The sequence below is a fragment of the Dyella flagellata genome (assembly GCF_030160275.1).
GTDB classification, from domain to species: domain Bacteria; phylum Pseudomonadota; class Gammaproteobacteria; order Xanthomonadales; family Rhodanobacteraceae; genus Dyella_B; species Dyella_B flagellata.
Genome location: NZ_BSOA01000052.1, coordinates 1 through 15995, shown reverse-complemented (window position 1 = coordinate 15995; position 15995 = coordinate 1). Strand labels below are relative to the sequence as shown.

General features: G+C 62.1%; 11 protein-coding genes. 5 read left to right on the top strand and 6 right to left on the bottom strand.

Annotated elements, in window-relative coordinates:
- Positions 1-12 precede the first annotated feature (12 nt).
- The 4 genes from QQJ96_RS22240 to QQJ96_RS22225 form a co-directional block, all read right to left on the bottom strand.
- Positions 13-1230: an AGE family epimerase/isomerase gene (locus QQJ96_RS22240; RefSeq protein WP_284334235.1), complete on the bottom strand. Its 1218-nt coding sequence runs from the start codon at positions 1228-1230 to the stop codon at positions 13-15.
- Positions 1227-2204, bottom strand: coding sequence for a carbohydrate kinase family protein (locus QQJ96_RS22235; protein WP_284334234.1), 978 nt, complete (start codon positions 2202-2204; stop codon positions 1227-1229). The genes QQJ96_RS22240 and QQJ96_RS22235 overlap by 4 nt, the downstream gene beginning before the upstream one ends.
- A gap of 145 nt (positions 2205-2349) precedes the next feature.
- Complete coding sequence (fucP, locus tag QQJ96_RS22230; RefSeq protein WP_284334233.1) at positions 2350-3672, bottom strand: L-fucose:H+ symporter permease; 1323 nt, start codon at positions 3670-3672, stop codon at positions 2350-2352.
- A gap of 15 nt (positions 3673-3687) precedes the next feature.
- Positions 3688-4737 (bottom strand): LacI family DNA-binding transcriptional regulator, encoded by a 1050-nt coding sequence (locus tag QQJ96_RS22225; protein ID WP_284334232.1) that lies wholly within the window; start codon positions 4735-4737, stop codon positions 3688-3690.
- 225 nt (positions 4738-4962) lie between these two features.
- On the opposite strand from QQJ96_RS22225, the gene QQJ96_RS22220 reads away from it, so the two are divergent.
- The 5 genes from QQJ96_RS22220 to QQJ96_RS22200 all read left to right on the top strand — a co-directional run bounded on the left by QQJ96_RS22220 (position 4963) and on the right by QQJ96_RS22200 (position 13482).
- Positions 4963-7293 (top strand): GH92 family glycosyl hydrolase, encoded by a 2331-nt coding sequence (locus QQJ96_RS22220; protein ID WP_284334231.1) that lies wholly within the window; start codon positions 4963-4965, stop codon positions 7291-7293.
- Between the two features lie 448 nt (positions 7294-7741).
- A complete protein-coding gene (locus QQJ96_RS22215) occupies positions 7742-9505 on the top strand; it encodes a sensor histidine kinase (RefSeq protein ID WP_284334230.1) in 1764 nt (587 codons plus the stop codon).
- Positions 9502-9948 (top strand): response regulator, encoded by a 447-nt coding sequence (locus QQJ96_RS22210; RefSeq protein WP_284334229.1) that lies wholly within the window; start codon positions 9502-9504, stop codon positions 9946-9948. The genes QQJ96_RS22215 and QQJ96_RS22210 overlap by 4 nt, the downstream gene beginning before the upstream one ends.
- A 144-nt stretch (positions 9949-10092) precedes the next feature.
- Positions 10093-11685, top strand: coding sequence for a sensor histidine kinase (locus QQJ96_RS22205; RefSeq protein ID WP_284334228.1), 1593 nt, complete (start codon positions 10093-10095; stop codon positions 11683-11685).
- A 183-nt stretch (positions 11686-11868) separates the two neighbouring features.
- Positions 11869-13482, top strand: a complete 1614-nt coding sequence (locus QQJ96_RS22200) for an MASE1 domain-containing protein (RefSeq protein WP_284334227.1) — start codon at positions 11869-11871, stop codon at positions 13480-13482.
- 1 nt (position 13483) lies between these two features.
- Here the strand turns inward: QQJ96_RS22200 and QQJ96_RS22195 are convergent, their stop codons facing one another.
- Positions 13484-13951, bottom strand: a complete 468-nt coding sequence (locus QQJ96_RS22195; RefSeq protein WP_284334226.1) for a hypothetical protein — start codon at positions 13949-13951, stop codon at positions 13484-13486.
- 193 nt (positions 13952-14144) lie between these two features.
- A complete protein-coding gene (locus QQJ96_RS22190) occupies positions 14145-15584 on the bottom strand; it encodes a sigma-54-dependent transcriptional regulator (RefSeq protein ID WP_284334225.1) in 1440 nt (479 codons plus the stop codon).
- Positions 15585-15995 lie beyond the last annotated feature (411 nt).

Here is a 15995-nt window from a genome sequence, read left to right as displayed (position 1 = left end):
AGGTATGGCTTTTCAGGGCTTGCCGTCATGGCGCAGCAGTGCCATCACTTCATAGCAGGCGCCCATGGTGTGGTAGTCAACCTTGCCGGCGGGGCTCTTCTCGTCGCTGTATTTCTTGTTGTCTTGGCTAAGGATGCGGTACCACGCGCCGTGCTGGTGATCGATGAAGTGCTCCCACGAGTAGGACCACAGTTTCGTGTACCAGTCGTCGTATTTCGCGTCCCCCGTGCGTGCATGTAACAGTGCGGCGGCAGCCAGCGATTCGGCTTGCACCCAGAAGTATTTGTCGCCGTCGCAGACGCTGCCGTCCGGCGCGAAGCCATAGCAAATGCCTCCGTGCACCGGGTCCCAGGCGTGCGCCAGCGCGGTGTCGAACAGGTGCTGTGCGGTAGGCAGGATCCAAGCTTCGTGCTGGCCTTGTTGCTTGAGCAGCGGCTCCATGATCATCAGCAGCTTGGCCCACTCGGTCTGATGGCCGGGCTGGAAGCCCCAGGGACGGAACAGGTGCTTGGGGTCGTCGCGGTGGTAATCCCAGTCGATGCTCCAGTCCTGATGGTAGTGCTCCCACACCAGGCCGTCTGCAAGCTTCGCCTGGCGCTGCGTCATGACGCGCGCCAGCGTGAATGCGCGATCGAGGTAGCGCGTTTGCTTGCTGGCCTGATACGCGGCAAGCATCGCCTCGCACATGTGCATGTTGGCGTTCTGGCCGCGATAGGTGCTGAAGTGCCAGGCGGGATCGGCTTCATCGCGATACAGCTCCGCCTGCGCGTCCCAGTAATGCTTTTCCAGCAGCTGCCAGGTCTCATCCATCCAAGCGGCGGCTTCCTGGATACCGGCTTTCAAGGCCATTGAATAGGCGAGCAGGACGAAGGCGACGCCGTAGCAATGATTGGTGCGGTCTTCCGGTTTGCCGTCGCGAAGGGTCCATGCATAACCGCCGGTGGCGGCGTCCCGATGCACGTCGCGCAGATAGCGCAAGCCATGATGTACGGCGTCGAGGTATTCGGGGCTGCCGAATTCAATCGCGGCCATGGCGTAGTTGAAAACAAAGCGGGTGCTGCTCACCAGATGGCGATGGCTGGCGTCGTAGACGGTGCCGTCGTCAAGGAAATAGTGGAAGAAACCGCCGGCCTGATCGATTGCGCGCGGGTGGTAGAACGCCATGGTCTGCCCGATATGCCCGCGCAGGAAGGTTTCGGAACGGAAGTCCGGGTGGGACGGCGCGGTCATGCGTAAGTCTCCATGAATTGTTCTACCTCGCTGGCGTGCGGCATGGCCGCAAACGAGCCGTGCCGGGTTACCGCAACGGCACCACAGGCGCTGGCAAAACGCAGTGCGGCGTGCAGGCGTGGCAGCGTTGCCACCCAGGCGTCGAGGTTGGCGGCAGTGAGGTTCATTTCGGCGAACTGGTATAGCAGGCCTCCGACGAAGGCGTCGCCCGCGCCGGTGCTGTCGACCATCGGGACGTCGTAGCAGGGTAATTCGCCTTCCGCATCAGGATGGAACCAGCGTAGCGGTTGCGAGCCGTCGGTAACGATCAGCAAGCGCGCATTGCCGCTCCACAGGCGTTCGAGCATCGCCTCTTCACCCTCGTTGGCCAGCCAGTCGTATTCCTCGGCACTGAGCTTCACTACGTCGGCCAGCAGCAATGCGGGCCACACGTGCGGGCGGGGGTCGACGCCCAGCGGCCACAAGGCGGGGCGTAAGTTCAGGTCGAAGCTCACCAGCGCGCCGGCCTGCCGCGCGCGCCGCATGCCGGTGAGGGTGACCTCGGCCAGATCCGGATCGGTCATGCTGTTGGAGCAGATGTGGAAGACCGCGGTGTCATGGAATGTCTGCGGACGGTAGTGCTCGATGCGAAACAGCAGGTCGGCTGACGGTGGCCGGTAGAACGCAAAGCTGCGTTCGCCGCGCCCATCCAGTGTAACGAAGGCCAGTGCAGTGTTCGCTTCGCCAGTGCGCACGACGTCGGCAGTATCTACGCCAGCCTGTTGCAGGCTGTGCAACAGGAAGTCGCCGAAGCGGTCGAGGCCAAGCATGCCGGCAAAACGGGCATGGCTGCCGAGCTTGGCTACGGCAACCGCCACGTTGGCCGGTGCGCCTCCGGCGAAGGGAATGAAATGGCGCGCAAAGCCGTGGCCATCACCGCCTTCGCCGTGCATATCGATCAAGGCCTCGCCGAAGCAGAGGATGGAACGTTTCATCAAAGGACCCCAAGCAATGGTTTTGTTTTCTTCAAGGGAGCGGCCGGGCAGCGGCCCATCGAGATCAAAGCGGGCTTCGGACGATCGGTGAGCCTGGCCCTTCACTCCAACCCCCTCTCCATCGGGAGAGGGGACATGTTTTGTTTTATTGGGCGCTGACCGGAGCGTTGCGAATGTTTGAACCGCGCAGGCCGTAGAACACGATGTACGCATAGCACAGCGTTGGCAGCACGAACGCGTGCTGGATGCCGATAGTGTCCGCGAGCATGCCTTGCAGCGAGGGCACTATCGCGCCACCGACGATTGCCATGATCAACAGGCTCGATGCTTTGCCGGTCAGTGGACCCATACGCTCGATGCCGAGCGAAAAGATGGTCGGGAACATGATCGAATTGAACAACCCGATGGCGACCACGCTGTACATCGAAACAGTCCCACCGGATGTCATGGTGGCGATGAGCAGCAGCACGTTGACCACGGAGAAGATCGCCAGCAGTTTGCGCGGCGAGAAAGCAGCCAGCAGGAAGGAGCCAAGGAAGCGTCCGACCATGGCCCCACCCCAATAGACCATGACGTAGCGCGCGGCTTCCTGCTCGCTCATGTGACCGATATCCGGTTGGGAGATGTAATTGACCAGGAAGCTGCCGATCGATACCTCCGCGCCCACGTAAAAGAAGATGGCGAGTACACCGAACAGGACATGGGGATAACGCAGGGCATCGAGCAGGGTGTGGTGTCCGGTATCGGCCTTGATTGTGCTTTCTTCCAAAGCAGGCAAGCGGAACAGCCATACGAACAGCGCCAGCAAGGCCAGCACTACAGCCAGGCCGAGGTAGGGCATCTGTACCGAGTGGGCTTCCTGCGCACGGTAGAGCAACTGTTCTTTCATCGCCAGGCTGGCGAGTTGGGTAGAGCTCTTCACCTGGGTGGAAAGAATCAGCAAACTGCCGAAATAGGGCGCGATGGTGGTACCGAGGGAATTCAATGCTTGCGCCAACGTAAGGCGGCTGGAACTGGTTCTCTCCGGTCCCAGTAGCGCGACGTACGGATTGGCAGCTACCTGTAGCAGCGTGATGCCGGAAGCGAGTACGAACAGCGCGCCGAGAAACGCCGGATACCAGCGCAAGCCCGCAGCCGGCCAGAAACCCAGCGCGCCGACGCCAGCAATCACCAGCCCGGCCACGATGCTTTTTTTGTAGCCAAGCCTGCCCACCACCCAGCCGGCGGGTAGCGACAGCAGGAAATACGTGCCGAAGAAGGTGAACTGCACCAGCATCGCTTGCGCGTAGTTCAGCTCGAACACCGCTTTCAGATGCGGTATCAGAATATCGTTGAGGCAGGTGAGAAAGCCCCACATGAAAAACACCGTCGTGATGACGGTCAGCGCGAGCGGGTAATAGGTATAGCGGCTATCGGTGGAAACCGTCGACGAGCGCGAGGACGGCGGTGTTGCTGCGGTAAAGGCCATGATGGAGTCCGGTGATCAGACGTGCGGCGGGCAACTGCTTGCGCGTATCAGCAGTTGCACGGGAGCAATGGTTTGACGTGGAGGAGGGGAGGGATCCTTGACGCGCTGAAGGATCAGTTCCGCGGCCTGCCTGCCGCGGTCGCGAGGCGTCACCGCAAGAGTGGTCAAAGGCGGAGCGCTGACAGCGGCCTCGGCGATGTCGTCGAAACCGGTAAGGGCGAAGTCGCGGCCCGGCTGCAGGCCATGCTGGTGCAGGCCCAGCATCAGGCCCAGCGCCACCGCATCGTTGTAGCAGACGGCGGCGGTGGGGGCGGTCTTGCCTTGGAACAGCCGGTCGCTCTGCGCCACCGCGTCCAGGCGATTGGGAATGCATTCCACCATCCAGCTCGGTTCCACGCTCAGGCCGGCAGCCTTCATGGCTTCGGTATAGCCCGCGCGACGCTGACGGCACGAGCTGGAACCCAGGTGCCCGCCGTAGAACGCGATGCGCTTGTGGCCCTGGGCAATCAGGTGCTCGGTGGCCAGGCGCGCGCCGCGCTGGTTGTCCAGGAACAGGCGATCCCAGTGGTCGCATGCAGCCACATCGCCGCTCACTTCGCGGTTGAACAGCAGCAGCGGCGTCACCCCGCCCACGGCGGAGAGAATCTGCTGAGCGTCACTGCCCTCGGCAGGCGAAAGGATGATGCCGGCCGGCCCGTGCTCCATCAGCGAGGAGAGCACGGCGAGTTCGCGTTCGGTCGATTCGCTGGTACTGCCCAGCAGGGTCACGAAGCCGGTATCCCCCAGCACCTCGTCCACACCCGCGGCGAATTCCGCGAAAAAGGGGTTGGCCAGGTCATTGAGTACCAGCGCGATGCTCGACGACGTACGCCGTCGCAGATTCGCGGCAGCCCGGTTGTACACGTAGCCCTGGCGTCGCAATTCCTCCTCGACGCGGGCACGCGTGTGCTTGTTGACCAGCGGGCTGCCCCGCAGGACCAGCGAAACGGTAGCGCGGGAGACGTCGCAGCCCGCGGCAATATCGCTCAGGGTGACCTTACGGCCGACCGGCGGTGTGTTCCCCATTTATGCCAGAACCTCGCCTTTTGTAACGATCCAAATGTACCCGAACCAGCGAAGTCGTGATCCTGCAGTGCAGCATGCCAAGCCTCCGCCCCCAGTGCTAGCTTCCGACGCCTTGGAACGATCCAAACCGTCAGACCCCACTTCTGGCCTTGCCTCGGCACTGAATGGGGTTTGTGCGGGCTCCCCAGCCCGCTTCAACCGAACACATTAACAGGCCACCATGCAATGAACCATCGCCTGCTCCGTTCCGGTCTCTCCTTGGCGCTGCTAGCGGCCGTGACCCTGCTGCCAGCGGCCCGGGCCACAGGGTCGCATGCGCCCGAAGTCGATCCGCGCATCGGCACCGGCGGCGATGGCCATGTGTTCCCGGGGGCCACGGTGCCGTTCGGCATGATCCAGCTCTCGCCCGATACGGCGATGCCGGATTTTCGGCATGCCTATAAATGGGCGGCGGGTTACCAGTACAACGACCCCACCATCATGGGTTTCTCGCACACGCACTTCTCCGGCTCCGGCCACTCGGATCTGGGCGACGTGCTGGTGATGCCGATCGCCGGTGAGGTGAAGCTCGACCCGGGCGACGAGAAAGTGCCGGGCAGCGGCTATCGCTCGCGCTTCGACCACGCGAGCGAAGTGGAACAAGCCGGCTACTACGCGGTGACGCTAAGCGACTACGGCGTGCGCGCTGAACTGACCGCCAACCGCCGCGTCGGCTGGCATCGCTATAGCTTCCCGGTAGCCAAGCCGGCGCATGTCTTGCTCGATCTTCGTCCCAGCATCTACGACTACCCAGGCAAGGTGTTGTGGTCGAGTCTGCAAGTGCACGCGGACGGCACCGTTACCGGTTGCCGCACCACGCGCGGCTGGGCGCCGGGGCGCGAGCTGTGCTTCGCCATGCGCTTCAACCAGCCGATGGTCTCGCGCGAGCTTTACAACCGCGAAACCGATCTGGTCTACAAGGGCTTCAAGGGGCCGGGCTATCAGCCGCAGGACCAGAACGCCGAGAACGGTCGCGCGCTCGTCGGCGTGTTCGACTTCGGCCAACTCAAGGCGCCGTTGATGGTGAAGGTGGCCATTTCGCCGGTAAGCGAGGCCAATGCGGTGGCCAACCTCGACCAGGATGGCAAGGGCTGGGATTTCGATGCCCAGCGCTACGCCGCCATGGCGGACTGGAACAAGGCGCTTGCGGCAATCGACGTAGATGGCTCCAAAACCCTGCGCACGCAGTTCTATACCGCGCTTTATCACGCGCTGATATCGCCGAGCCTCAGCATGGACGTGAACGGCGACTATCGCGGACCGGACCACCAGGTGCATCGCGCCGACGGCTTCGATTTCTATTCGAGCTGGTCGATCTGGGACGTTTATCGTGCGCAACAACCGCTGATGATCCTGCTGCATCCGGATCGCAGCGTGGATTTCGTGCGTTCGCTGATCGCATCGCAACAAGCCAGTCCGTTCGGCATGTTGCCGGTATGGGCCTACCAGGGCCTGGAAACCTGGTGCATGACCGGCTACCACGCGGTGGCGATCATTGCCGATGCGTACATCAAGGGCGTTCGCGGTTACGACGCCGATAAAGCCATGCGGGCGATGGTGTCCACCGCCACCTATGGCGACTACGGCGACCTGGCCGATTACATGAAGCTCGGCTACGTGCCGATCGACAAGGAAGTGGAGGGCGGCTCCAAGACCCAGGAATACGCCTATGACGACTGGGCCATTGCGCAGATGGCCAAGGCCATGGGCAAGCGCGACATCTACGACCGCTTCGAGAAACGTGCCGGCAACTGGCGCAATGTGTGGGACCCGAAAACCGGTTTCATGCGCGCGCGCCTCTCTACCGGCCCGTTCCGCGAGCCGTTCGATCCCACCAGCGCCGGTTACGGTGATGACTACACCGAAGCCAACGCCTGGCAGTACTCCTGGTACGTGCCGCAGGACGTGGCCGGGCTGATCACCGCAATGGGGGGCGATGAGGCCTTTACGCACAAGCTGGACGAATTGTTCGACGCCAAGGTCGATCCCTCCATCTTCAAGAACGTGGAGGACATTACCGGCCTGATCGGCTGGTATGCGCACGGCAACGAGCCCAGCCATCACATCGCCTACCTGTACGACTACGCTGGCGAGGCGTGGAAGACCCAAGCCAGGTTGAAGCAGATCATGGACAACGAATACGGTCCCGGCCCGGCGGGGCTGATCGGCAATGACGATCTGGGCCAGATGTCCGCCTGGTACATCTTCACCGCGCTGGGTTTCTATCCGGTCACGCCTGCCAGCGACGAATACGCCATCGGCCGGCCGTTCGTGCCGCGCGCGACGCTACATCTAGGTAACGGCCGCAGCTTCACGGTCAGCGCCGCGCCATTGGACGACGCCCATCCTTACGTTGGCCAGGTCACGCTCAACGGCAAGCCGCTGGACCGCGTGTACCTGAAGCACGCAGATATCCTGGCCGGCGGCGAGCTGCATTTCACGATGCAGGCGCAGCCGAACAAAGACTGGGGCAAGGCTGTTTCGGCCCGGCCTGCGGCGATGAGTCCCTACCGGTAACGCTCTGGCGCCTGAGCGGCGCAAGTCCCGGCCAGGCGCCTTGCGCGATGTTTCGCGTCGTAGGCTGGGATGACAATCCCAGCTTCCCTTGCCGCTTCCTGGCTGCTGGGATTGCCATCCCAGCCTACGCACTTCCCTGGATTGAGGCGAGGAGAGGGCTGGGGCGATGTCGCGCGAGCGGAACCGAAACCGAGCGGTTCTACTGTCCAAGGGTGGGGTTTGCGCTGGGCTTTCCGTCTGATTCTTTGATAGCGGCTGCCCTTTTTGTCCAGGACGGGCATCGCTGGTGCCGCGAATGGCGAATCGGCAGTTGCGTAACGAGTCTTTACGTAGGCGCTGAGCTATCGCACTAGTCAGTGAGCGTAAAACATGCGCAGAATGCATGCATCATGCCGAAACGACGGACCAAGGGCGGCCAATGATTTCAGGGGCAGTGCGACAAGTGGCGATGCCTTGGCGCACCGGCGGCCTGTTGCTTGCGGTGCTGGTGATCGTCGCGCTGCCCTACATGATCACGCGGGGCAGTTCCAACGAGTCCTTCCAGGCCGGCGAGCTGGTGACGCGCTCCGCCGAAGTCCAGGCGCTGGTCTATCGCGTCGCCGATCGGACCCACGCGGCCGAATCGGCGATCCAGCATCTGCTGGCGGATGACCCGTCCAGCCGCGCGGAGGCGGCGGCGTTGGGTGCTGAAAACGAGATCCCCGGCCTGCTGGACGAATTGCGCCGCATCACGGCCGACAACGCCATACAGCAGCACCTGGTCGAGCAGCTGAGCGTGGTGGAGAACGGCCGTCTGGCGCTGTTGCATCAAGCATTGCAGCGTTTTCAGCACAACGATCGTGCCGGTGCGGAACAGGCCTTGCGCGACGCCGATGCGCTGTTCCACGTCGATGAAGTGGCCGACAAGGTTGTCGCTGGCGCAGAGCAGTCGCTGCGGCAACGCCGCGAAGCAGCCCGCAAGCAATCGCATGACAGCCTCCTGGTGCTTACCCTGACCTCCGCGGCGCAGCTGCTGATGTTGATGATCGTGGTGATCGTCTCCGAACGGCAGATCGGCCGCCGCTTGCGGGCCGAGGTGCGCGAACGGCAGGCGGTGCAGCGTTCGCAGATGATTTTGCAGGCGGTGCGCGAACCGATCGCGCTGCTCGACCATAACCTGCGCAGCTTGCTGGTGAATGCGGCCTTCAGCGAGCTGTACGGCGTCTCCGAAGAAAGCCGCGCGGAATACCTGGAAGATATCGGCCAGGGTGCATGGGCGGACGAAGTGCTGCTGCAACGCCTGCGTGACGTGCTGCTGCGCGACCGCGAGCTATGGGATTTCGAGCTTACCCAGCGCACCATCGACGGCGTCGAGCGGCACGTGGTGATCAATGCGCGCCGCCTGCAGCAACAGGACAGTGACAGCCCCGTCTTGCTACTGACGGTTAGCGATGTCACCGCACGTGCGCTGGTCGAGCAGCAGGTGAAGGAACTCAACCACCAGCTGGAAAACAAGGTGGCGCAGATTTCCGACGTCAACCGCGAGCTGGAGGCGTTCAGCTATTCGGTATCCCACGATCTGCGCGCGCCGCTGCGGCACATCACGGCGTTCGCGCAGAAGCTGGAAGACCACCTCGGCGAGCAGGCGGACACCACCACCCGCCATTACCTCGGGGTGGTGCGTGATGCCTCGCACCGCATGGCGCAACTGATCGAAGACCTGCTGGTGTTCTCGCGCCTGGGCCGTGGCGCGTTGCGCCTGCAGGCCGTGGACATGCGGGCGCTGGTGGCGGAGACCTGCGCCCTGGCCGAAGCGGAAGCGCCCGGGCGGAGGATCATCTGGCGCACCGATGCGCTGCCAACCGTGGTGGGCGACGAAAACATGCTGCGCACGGTCTGGCAGAACCTGATCGGCAATGCGGTGAAGTACACCGGCCAGCGCGAGATCGCACATATCGACATTTCGGTGCGGCACGAGGATGACGGCGATCACGAATTCATCGTCGCGGACGATGGCGCCGGCTTCGATATGCGCTATGTCGACAAACTTTTTGGTGTATTTCAGCGGCTGCACAAAGCCAGCGAGTTTCCCGGCAACGGCATCGGCCTGGCCAACGTGCGGCGCATCGTGATGCGTCACGGCGGTCGCGTCTGGGCAGAAGGCGAACCGGGACATGGCGCGCGCTTCCACTTCACCCTATCGGCCATCGAACCCCCACCGCCATCGCCATGAAGCCGCCGGTCCTGCGCCCCATCCTGCTGGTTGAAGACAGCCCCGTCGACGCCGAGATGACGCTGGAGGCCTTGCGCCAGGCGCACCTGGCCAATCCGGTGATTCACCTGGAGGACGGGGTGGATTGCCTCGACTGGTTGTACGCGCGCGGCGCTTTCGCGGGCCGCGAGGATGACGAGCCGGTCGTCATGCTGCTAGACATCAAGATGCCCCGCATGAACGGCTTGGACGTGCTCACCAAGATGCGTTCGGACGAGCGTTTTCGCCTCATGCCGGTGGTGATCCTGTCCTCCTCACGCGAGGAGAGCGATCTGGCGCGCAGCTGGGACCTGGGGGTAAACGCTTACGTGATCAAGCCCGTGGACGTGGAGCAGTTTTTCCAGGCGGTGCGTACCCTCGGCCAGTTCTGGGCCCTGCTCAATCAGGCGCCGGAGCCGGGCTAGGGCGAGCGTAGGCTGGGATGACCATCCCAGCAGTTCCATGCATGCCAGATCCCGAGGCTGGGATGGTCATCCCAGCCTACATGCTTTGCTTTTTGCCGCGCCCGATTGAAATATGATGGTCACGTCACTTGGAAAGCCTTTCGAATGCCGGACAAGTCCAGTCAACAACGTACGTTGCCCCGGATACGGGTGCTGCAGGTCGAGGACAGCCCGCTCGATGCGGAGCTGATGCTGACCGAACTGCAGGCCGACGGTATCGACTATGAGGTGCGCCTGGTCGACGATGAGCCGTCGTATGTGGAGACGTTGAAGTCGTTCAAGCCGCATATCGTGCTATCGGACCTGAGCATGCCCGGCTTCTCGGGGCAGCGCGCGCTGGAGCTGCTGCGCGACCATAGCCAGGACATACCGTTCATCTATGTATCGGCCACGCTGGGCGAGGAAGCGGCCATCGCGGCGCTGCGTGAAGGCGCCACCGATTACATCCTCAAGCAGAATCCGGCGCGGCTGGCCAGCGCCGTGCGTCGAGCGCTACGCGAGGCGGACGAACAACGGGCGCGTGCCCGGGCGGAGGCGGAGCTGATCCGCATCCAGCGCTTTGAAAGCCTGGCCATGCTGGCTGGCGGCTTGAGCCATGACTTGCGCAATCTGCTGCAGCCGCTGTTGCTGGCCGGCGAAAGCCTGCAGGATTACCAGGACGATCCGCGCCTGGCGCGGCTCGGCGCTCTGGTGCGCGACTGTGGGCGGCGCGGGCTGGAAATGGTGCAGTCCATGCTGTCGTTCGCACGTGGTGCGCACCGCGCCGAGCAGGTGAAGGTCAAGGCGTTGATCGATGCGCTATCGCTGTTGTTGCAGGGCAGCGTGCCGCGCACGATGACGCTGGATATCGAAGTGACCGATCCCCAGCTCACCTTCGAAGGCAATCACACCGAGTTGCAGCAGTGCCTGCTCAACCTTTGCCTCAATGCGATGCAGGCCATGCCCGAAGGCGGCATCCTGCGTGTGACCACCGGCAGGGCTAAACTGGATGCGCGCTTTTTCCTCGAACACGAGGAGGCGATCCCTGGCGAATACGTGCGCTTTTCGGTGGCCGATACCGGCGTGGGCATGACCGAAGAAGTGCGCGCGCGGATCTTCGAACCGTTCTTCACCACCAAGGATGACGGCACCGGCCTGGGTTTGCACTTGTGCCGTCGCATCGTCTACAGCCACGGTGGCGTTATGCGCATGGATAGCATTGTCGGAGAGGGCAGCTGTTTCGACATGTACATACCCTTGGTGCGTGCGGTCGATGAAACCGCCGATGATGAGTCGATCGAAAATGACGCCAATCTGCACGGCAATGCCGAGCATGTGCTGCTGGTGGTGGAAGAGGCCGGCCAGCTTACCCTGCTAAGCGACACGCTGGACGCCTGGGGCTATGAAGTGCACTGCAGCCAGAGCGGTACCGCCGCGTTGCAGTGGATCGAAGCCTGCGGCCTGCCTGACCTGGTGGTGATGGATGGCGACCTGAGCCTCTTTACCAGCGAACGCACGCTGGCGGCTTTGAGCCAATATGGCTACCGCCGCGGTGTGGTGGTGCTTTGCCGCGCGGACGACCCGCGCGACTCGGGGAAATTGCATATGCCCGATGGCAACCGGGTGCGGCGCTTGAACAAGCCGGCGGGGACGCGGGCACTGCTGCATGCCGTGCGCGAAAGCTTGCGCGAGGGTGGCAAGGGGAAGTCACGGCATTGATCTCGCTCTGCTTCTTCTGAAAGCGCGGTTCAATGCAATAGGACTTGTCCGAGTTGCGGTTATACGGCGCTTTCACGTTTAAGCTACAAAGATCATGAGATGGCTTGATCGGTCAGGCCATATCGAGGAAGCGAAAAAAACACACAGGAAAGGGCGCCAGGCATGGGAAAGGGATCGCGGCATATGGAATGGATGAAACAGGTCGCGGTTGCGCTGGGATTCGCGCTTGCCTATGAAGCGGCACATCCGTTCTCTCCACCGCAGTTTGGCTTGGGCTCCGCACTGCGGCTGCTCTGGCTCCTGTTTTTGCCCTATCGCTACTGGCCTGCTTTAGCTGTTGGTGAGTTCGTGCCCAACTTTCTGGCTGTCTACCCGTGCCTGGAACAATTCGGGGCGTTGTGGGTAGCCTTCCGGTCGATTCCGCCCCTAGTCTTCATGATGCCAGTGGTGTGGTTTTGCCGTGCGCGCCTAGCGCTTTTCCCGAGCAAGCGCTTGATTAATATCAAGGCGCTTTTGGTCGGCGTGGTAGCGACTTCCCTTGTGTTGACTGCCTACACTTGCATAGCGATGACATTGGCGCATTTGCAGCCGAACACCAGTCCGGCCACATGGGGGATCGCCAGCTGCTTTTTTATAGGATTCTACTTTGCCATGCTTGCGGTAGTGCCATGGCCACTGATTGCTCGCTTTGAACTGCGCCCAGGCCGGTGGCGGGAAAAGCTCCGGCGCGGGCTCCAAAGTCGCCTGTTGCTTGAAGGCCTCACGATTCTGCTGCCAATAACGGTATTGCTTGCATTGCTTAGTAACCGCTCCGGCCCGAATTACGCGCAATTTGTGCTGATGGCGATGTTCCTGCCTGTCGCCTGGCTCACTTTACGGCATGGATGGCGAGGAGCTGCCCTGGGAGGTACCTTCACTCTTGTTGGGGCAGTCTGCGTGTTACCCAGCCAAATGATGCTCCAAGCGGATCCATTCGTGATACAGACTGAAGTGTTCCTGGCTCTGGCGATTACGATCCTATTTGCGGTGGGTGCGCGCATCAGCGAACAGCTACTGCAGGGACAGCGTGCAAATGACGACCGCCACTTGGCGCGACAGAGCTATCAGCAAGGAGAGCAACGCTTGCGAAATGTTGCCCAGGCGCTGGACATTTCTGCAGGACGATTGCATCTCATGCTCAACCGGCTGTTACGCCAAATGCAGCACCTGCACCCCTATATTGAAAACGAAGCCTCTTACCAACAGGCAATGTCTGCGCATCAGGAGATACATCAGCTCGCCGAGAGCATCCATCCGACCGCATGGCGCGAACGTGGCTTGCCTGCAGCGCTGCAAGAGTCACTTGGACGCGCTTTGGATGATGCTGGTATCGCTTATCGTTGCCATATCACAGGTCGCGGGTTCACACGTATGCAACCAGCGGTGCTTGCCGCAGCCTATCGTGCTGCTTGCGAGGCTGTGGCGCATATCAGCGGCCGCTTGGCATGCTCAAGCATTCGTTTGACGTTGCGCGGAGGCGAAACTCATCGTATGCGTTGGCTAGTGGTGCGCATCGAGGGAGTAATGGACGACGCCAAAGTGGCGCGTGCCATACATGACGCGGAAGGTCGCCGAAGTCTCACTGCCAAGCTCGGTGCCAGCGGTCTTGATCGCGATCAGCTACGGGAACAGGTACGCATCTTTGATGGTGAACTGCACTACCATTGCGGCGTCGAGCGGATACGTCTATCGGTGCTATTGCACGACGCACGGGCCAGCGCAGACGATGCTGCCCCTGTGCGCCTATGGGTGAGCTGAGCTACTTGATTTGTGAAGTAATGCCAGGTCCGCTGCAACCTGCGGGGCAGTTATCTACAGAGAACACAGTGACTCCATTGCCTTGCGGGGTTGCGGTTACCGTTGTGTTGGCATCGCTGTAGACCACTTGTGCTGCCGATGGCGCAGGCACAGTTGTTTCCGTGACATTCTGCGCATCCACGCCCATCGGCACGGCGAAGCTAACTCCGTTGACGATGCCGATCACCGCATGGATGGTGCCGTTGCGAGTGAATTGCAGATATTTGATGCCGTGAGTGTGGAACTCGTAAACGTCCCAGTTCGGGTTTGTGCTCACGTTGGGGGCATGCTTGGGCCAAGCTTGCCCCATCTCCGGCTTGCTATCGGCACTTGGTGCGGCGGTCTGCGCGTTGACTGCGGACGCAAAGGCAAAAGCGATCAGGCTGGTAGATACGGCTTTTCCAATAAGCTGGCGCGACATGCATGACATGAGGTTTTCCCTGGTTGATGGTAGCTACCCTACCGGTAGCCCGAATGTATCAAACCAGACCTGTAAATCTGAATGAAGACGGTGCACGTGGCTGAAAATCCCGGCTTTGCGCGCTCCCCGATGCTGGGATTACATCCCAGCCTACACACAAGGCGAGAGGCGTAGGCTGGGATGACAATCCCAGCATGCTTCTTCAATCAATCCCAAGCTTTTTCAGCTTGTAGCGCAGCGCCCGGAACGTAATACCCAGCTTCCGCGCGGCCGCCGTCTTGTTGTAGCGCGATTCTTCCAGCGCTTTCATGATCGCGCTGCGTTCGAGGTTGCTGATGTAGTCGTCCAGCGGCAATTCGCTGGAAGGCGTTTGCGTAGCCGGCGTGCCATTGGGCGCATGCGACGGCGCGTAGGTGGTTTGCGCGTGATGGCCACTGTGGGTGGAAGCAACCGCTTCCGCCATCTGGCGGGCGGGACGCTGCGGCAGCATCAGGTCGCTAGCCTCGATGCGGTCGCCGTCGCACATGGCTACGGCGCGTTCGAGGATGTTCTCCAGTTCGCGCACGTTACCTGGAAAGTCGTAGTCCTCCAGCGCCTGGCGTGCGTCCGGTAGCAGGCGTACAGGTACGCCGCCGCCGCTCTTCGTTGCCAGCTGGCGCAGCACGAAATCGGCCAGCAACGGCACGTCGCCGCGGCGTTCGCGCAAGGGCGGTACGCGCAGCTCGATCACGTTGATGCGGTAGAACAGGTCCTGGCGGAACTGGCCTTGGTCCACCAGCGCGGCAAGGTTCTTGTGCGTGGCGGAAAGAATGCGTACGTCCACCGCGATTTCCTCGCGCGCGCCGATCGGGCGCACGGCCTTCTCCTGGATCGCGCGTAGCAGCTTTACTTGCATGTGCAAGGGCAGCTCGGCCACCTCGTCGAGAAACAAGGTGCCGCCGTGCGCGGCCTGGAACAGGCCTTCCTTGTCGGCGACCGCGCCGGTGAAGCTGCCTTTGCGGTGGCCGAAGAATTCGCTTTCCATCAGTTCGGAGGGAATCGCGCCGCAGTTCACCGGCACGAACGGCCCGCTGGCGCGTGGACCCAGTTCGTGGATCAGGCGCGCCACCAGCTCCTTGCCCACTCCCGATTCGCCGGCGATGTAGACCGGAGCCTGGTTGCGGGCCAGCTTGGTGATGGTGTTGCGCACCTGCTGCATGGCGGACGAGTCGCCGATCAGCCGTTCGCCCGAACTGGATGCGGCCGGGCTGGCACCGCCGCCGGTGCGCTTTTCTTCGGCCAGCTTCAGCGCGGTGCGCACCAGCCGGCGCAGCATCTGGATGTCCACCGGCTTGGAGACGAAATCGAAGGCGCCGGCCTTCAGCGCCGTGACGGCGGCGTCAACGTTGCCGTAGGCGGTGATCATCGCCACCGGGGTTTCGTCATGCTCGGTCGCGATCAGCTCGATGATTTCCTGACCGCTGCCATCGGGCAGGCGCATGTCGGTGAAACACAGGTCGTAGCTGCGTTCAGAAAGCGCCTGACGCGCTTCCGCGACCGTACCGACGGCATCGACCTTCAGGTCCATGCGGCCGAGCGTGATCGTCAGCAGCTCGCGGATGTCGCGTTCGTCGTCGATGACCAGGACAGTCTGTTGGCTCATGGTCCGTAGGCGAAGGGTGGTTTTCCGTTCAGGATACTCGCCGCACCCGCATTCGCAAAGCGTGGCGTGTTGGTGTCGATCAACGGGAGAGGCAAGTACGCTGGCTGAGATGGCATTCCCAGCTTTCCACCCGGCATTCCGATGCCGGCATCGCAATCCTAGCCTACACCCTGTCGCGACCTGCCGCCTCCCCTACGTGCACCTGAGTGCTATGTGTCAGCTGGCGAGTACTTGCTCCCTCCCCTACGTGTAGTAGGGGAGGGCTGGAGTGGGGTGAAGCAACCGCGCGGTGAACTTCAACGGTGCGGCAAGCTCGTACAACCCCACCCCAGCCCTCCCCTGCAGGCAGCCTGATTAGCGTCGAGTCTCAGCTGGGTTTCGCAAATCCTGCTCGGTCCTGGAGCAGGATTT

What these genes read in the sequence shown, in the direction of transcription:
- QQJ96_RS22240 (WP_284334235.1), bottom strand. Translation starts at nt 1,230, where the DNA reads ATGACCGCGCCGTCCCACCCGGACTTCCGTTCCGAAACCTTCCTGCGC.
- QQJ96_RS22235 (WP_284334234.1), bottom strand. Translation starts at nt 2,204, where the DNA reads ATGAAACGTTCCATCCTCTGCTTCGGCGAGGCCTTGATCGATATGCAC.
- fucP (WP_284334233.1), bottom strand. Translation starts at nt 3,672, where the DNA reads ATGGCCTTTACCGCAGCAACACCGCCGTCCTCGCGCTCGTCGACGGTT.
- QQJ96_RS22225 (WP_284334232.1), bottom strand. Translation starts at nt 4,737, where the DNA reads ATGGGGAACACACCGCCGGTCGGCCGTAAGGTCACCCTGAGCGATATT.
- QQJ96_RS22220 (WP_284334231.1), top strand. Translation starts at nt 4,963, where the DNA reads ATGAACCATCGCCTGCTCCGTTCCGGTCTCTCCTTGGCGCTGCTAGCG.
- QQJ96_RS22215 (WP_284334230.1), top strand. Translation starts at nt 7,742, where the DNA reads ATGCCTTGGCGCACCGGCGGCCTGTTGCTTGCGGTGCTGGTGATCGTC.
- QQJ96_RS22210 (WP_284334229.1), top strand. Translation starts at nt 9,502, where the DNA reads ATGAAGCCGCCGGTCCTGCGCCCCATCCTGCTGGTTGAAGACAGCCCC.
- QQJ96_RS22205 (WP_284334228.1), top strand. Translation starts at nt 10,093, where the DNA reads ATGCCGGACAAGTCCAGTCAACAACGTACGTTGCCCCGGATACGGGTG.
- QQJ96_RS22200 (WP_284334227.1), top strand. Translation starts at nt 11,869, where the DNA reads ATGGAATGGATGAAACAGGTCGCGGTTGCGCTGGGATTCGCGCTTGCC.
- QQJ96_RS22195 (WP_284334226.1), bottom strand. Translation starts at nt 13,951, where the DNA reads ATGTCATGCATGTCGCGCCAGCTTATTGGAAAAGCCGTATCTACCAGC.
- QQJ96_RS22190 (WP_284334225.1), bottom strand. Translation starts at nt 15,584, where the DNA reads ATGAGCCAACAGACTGTCCTGGTCATCGACGACGAACGCGACATCCGC.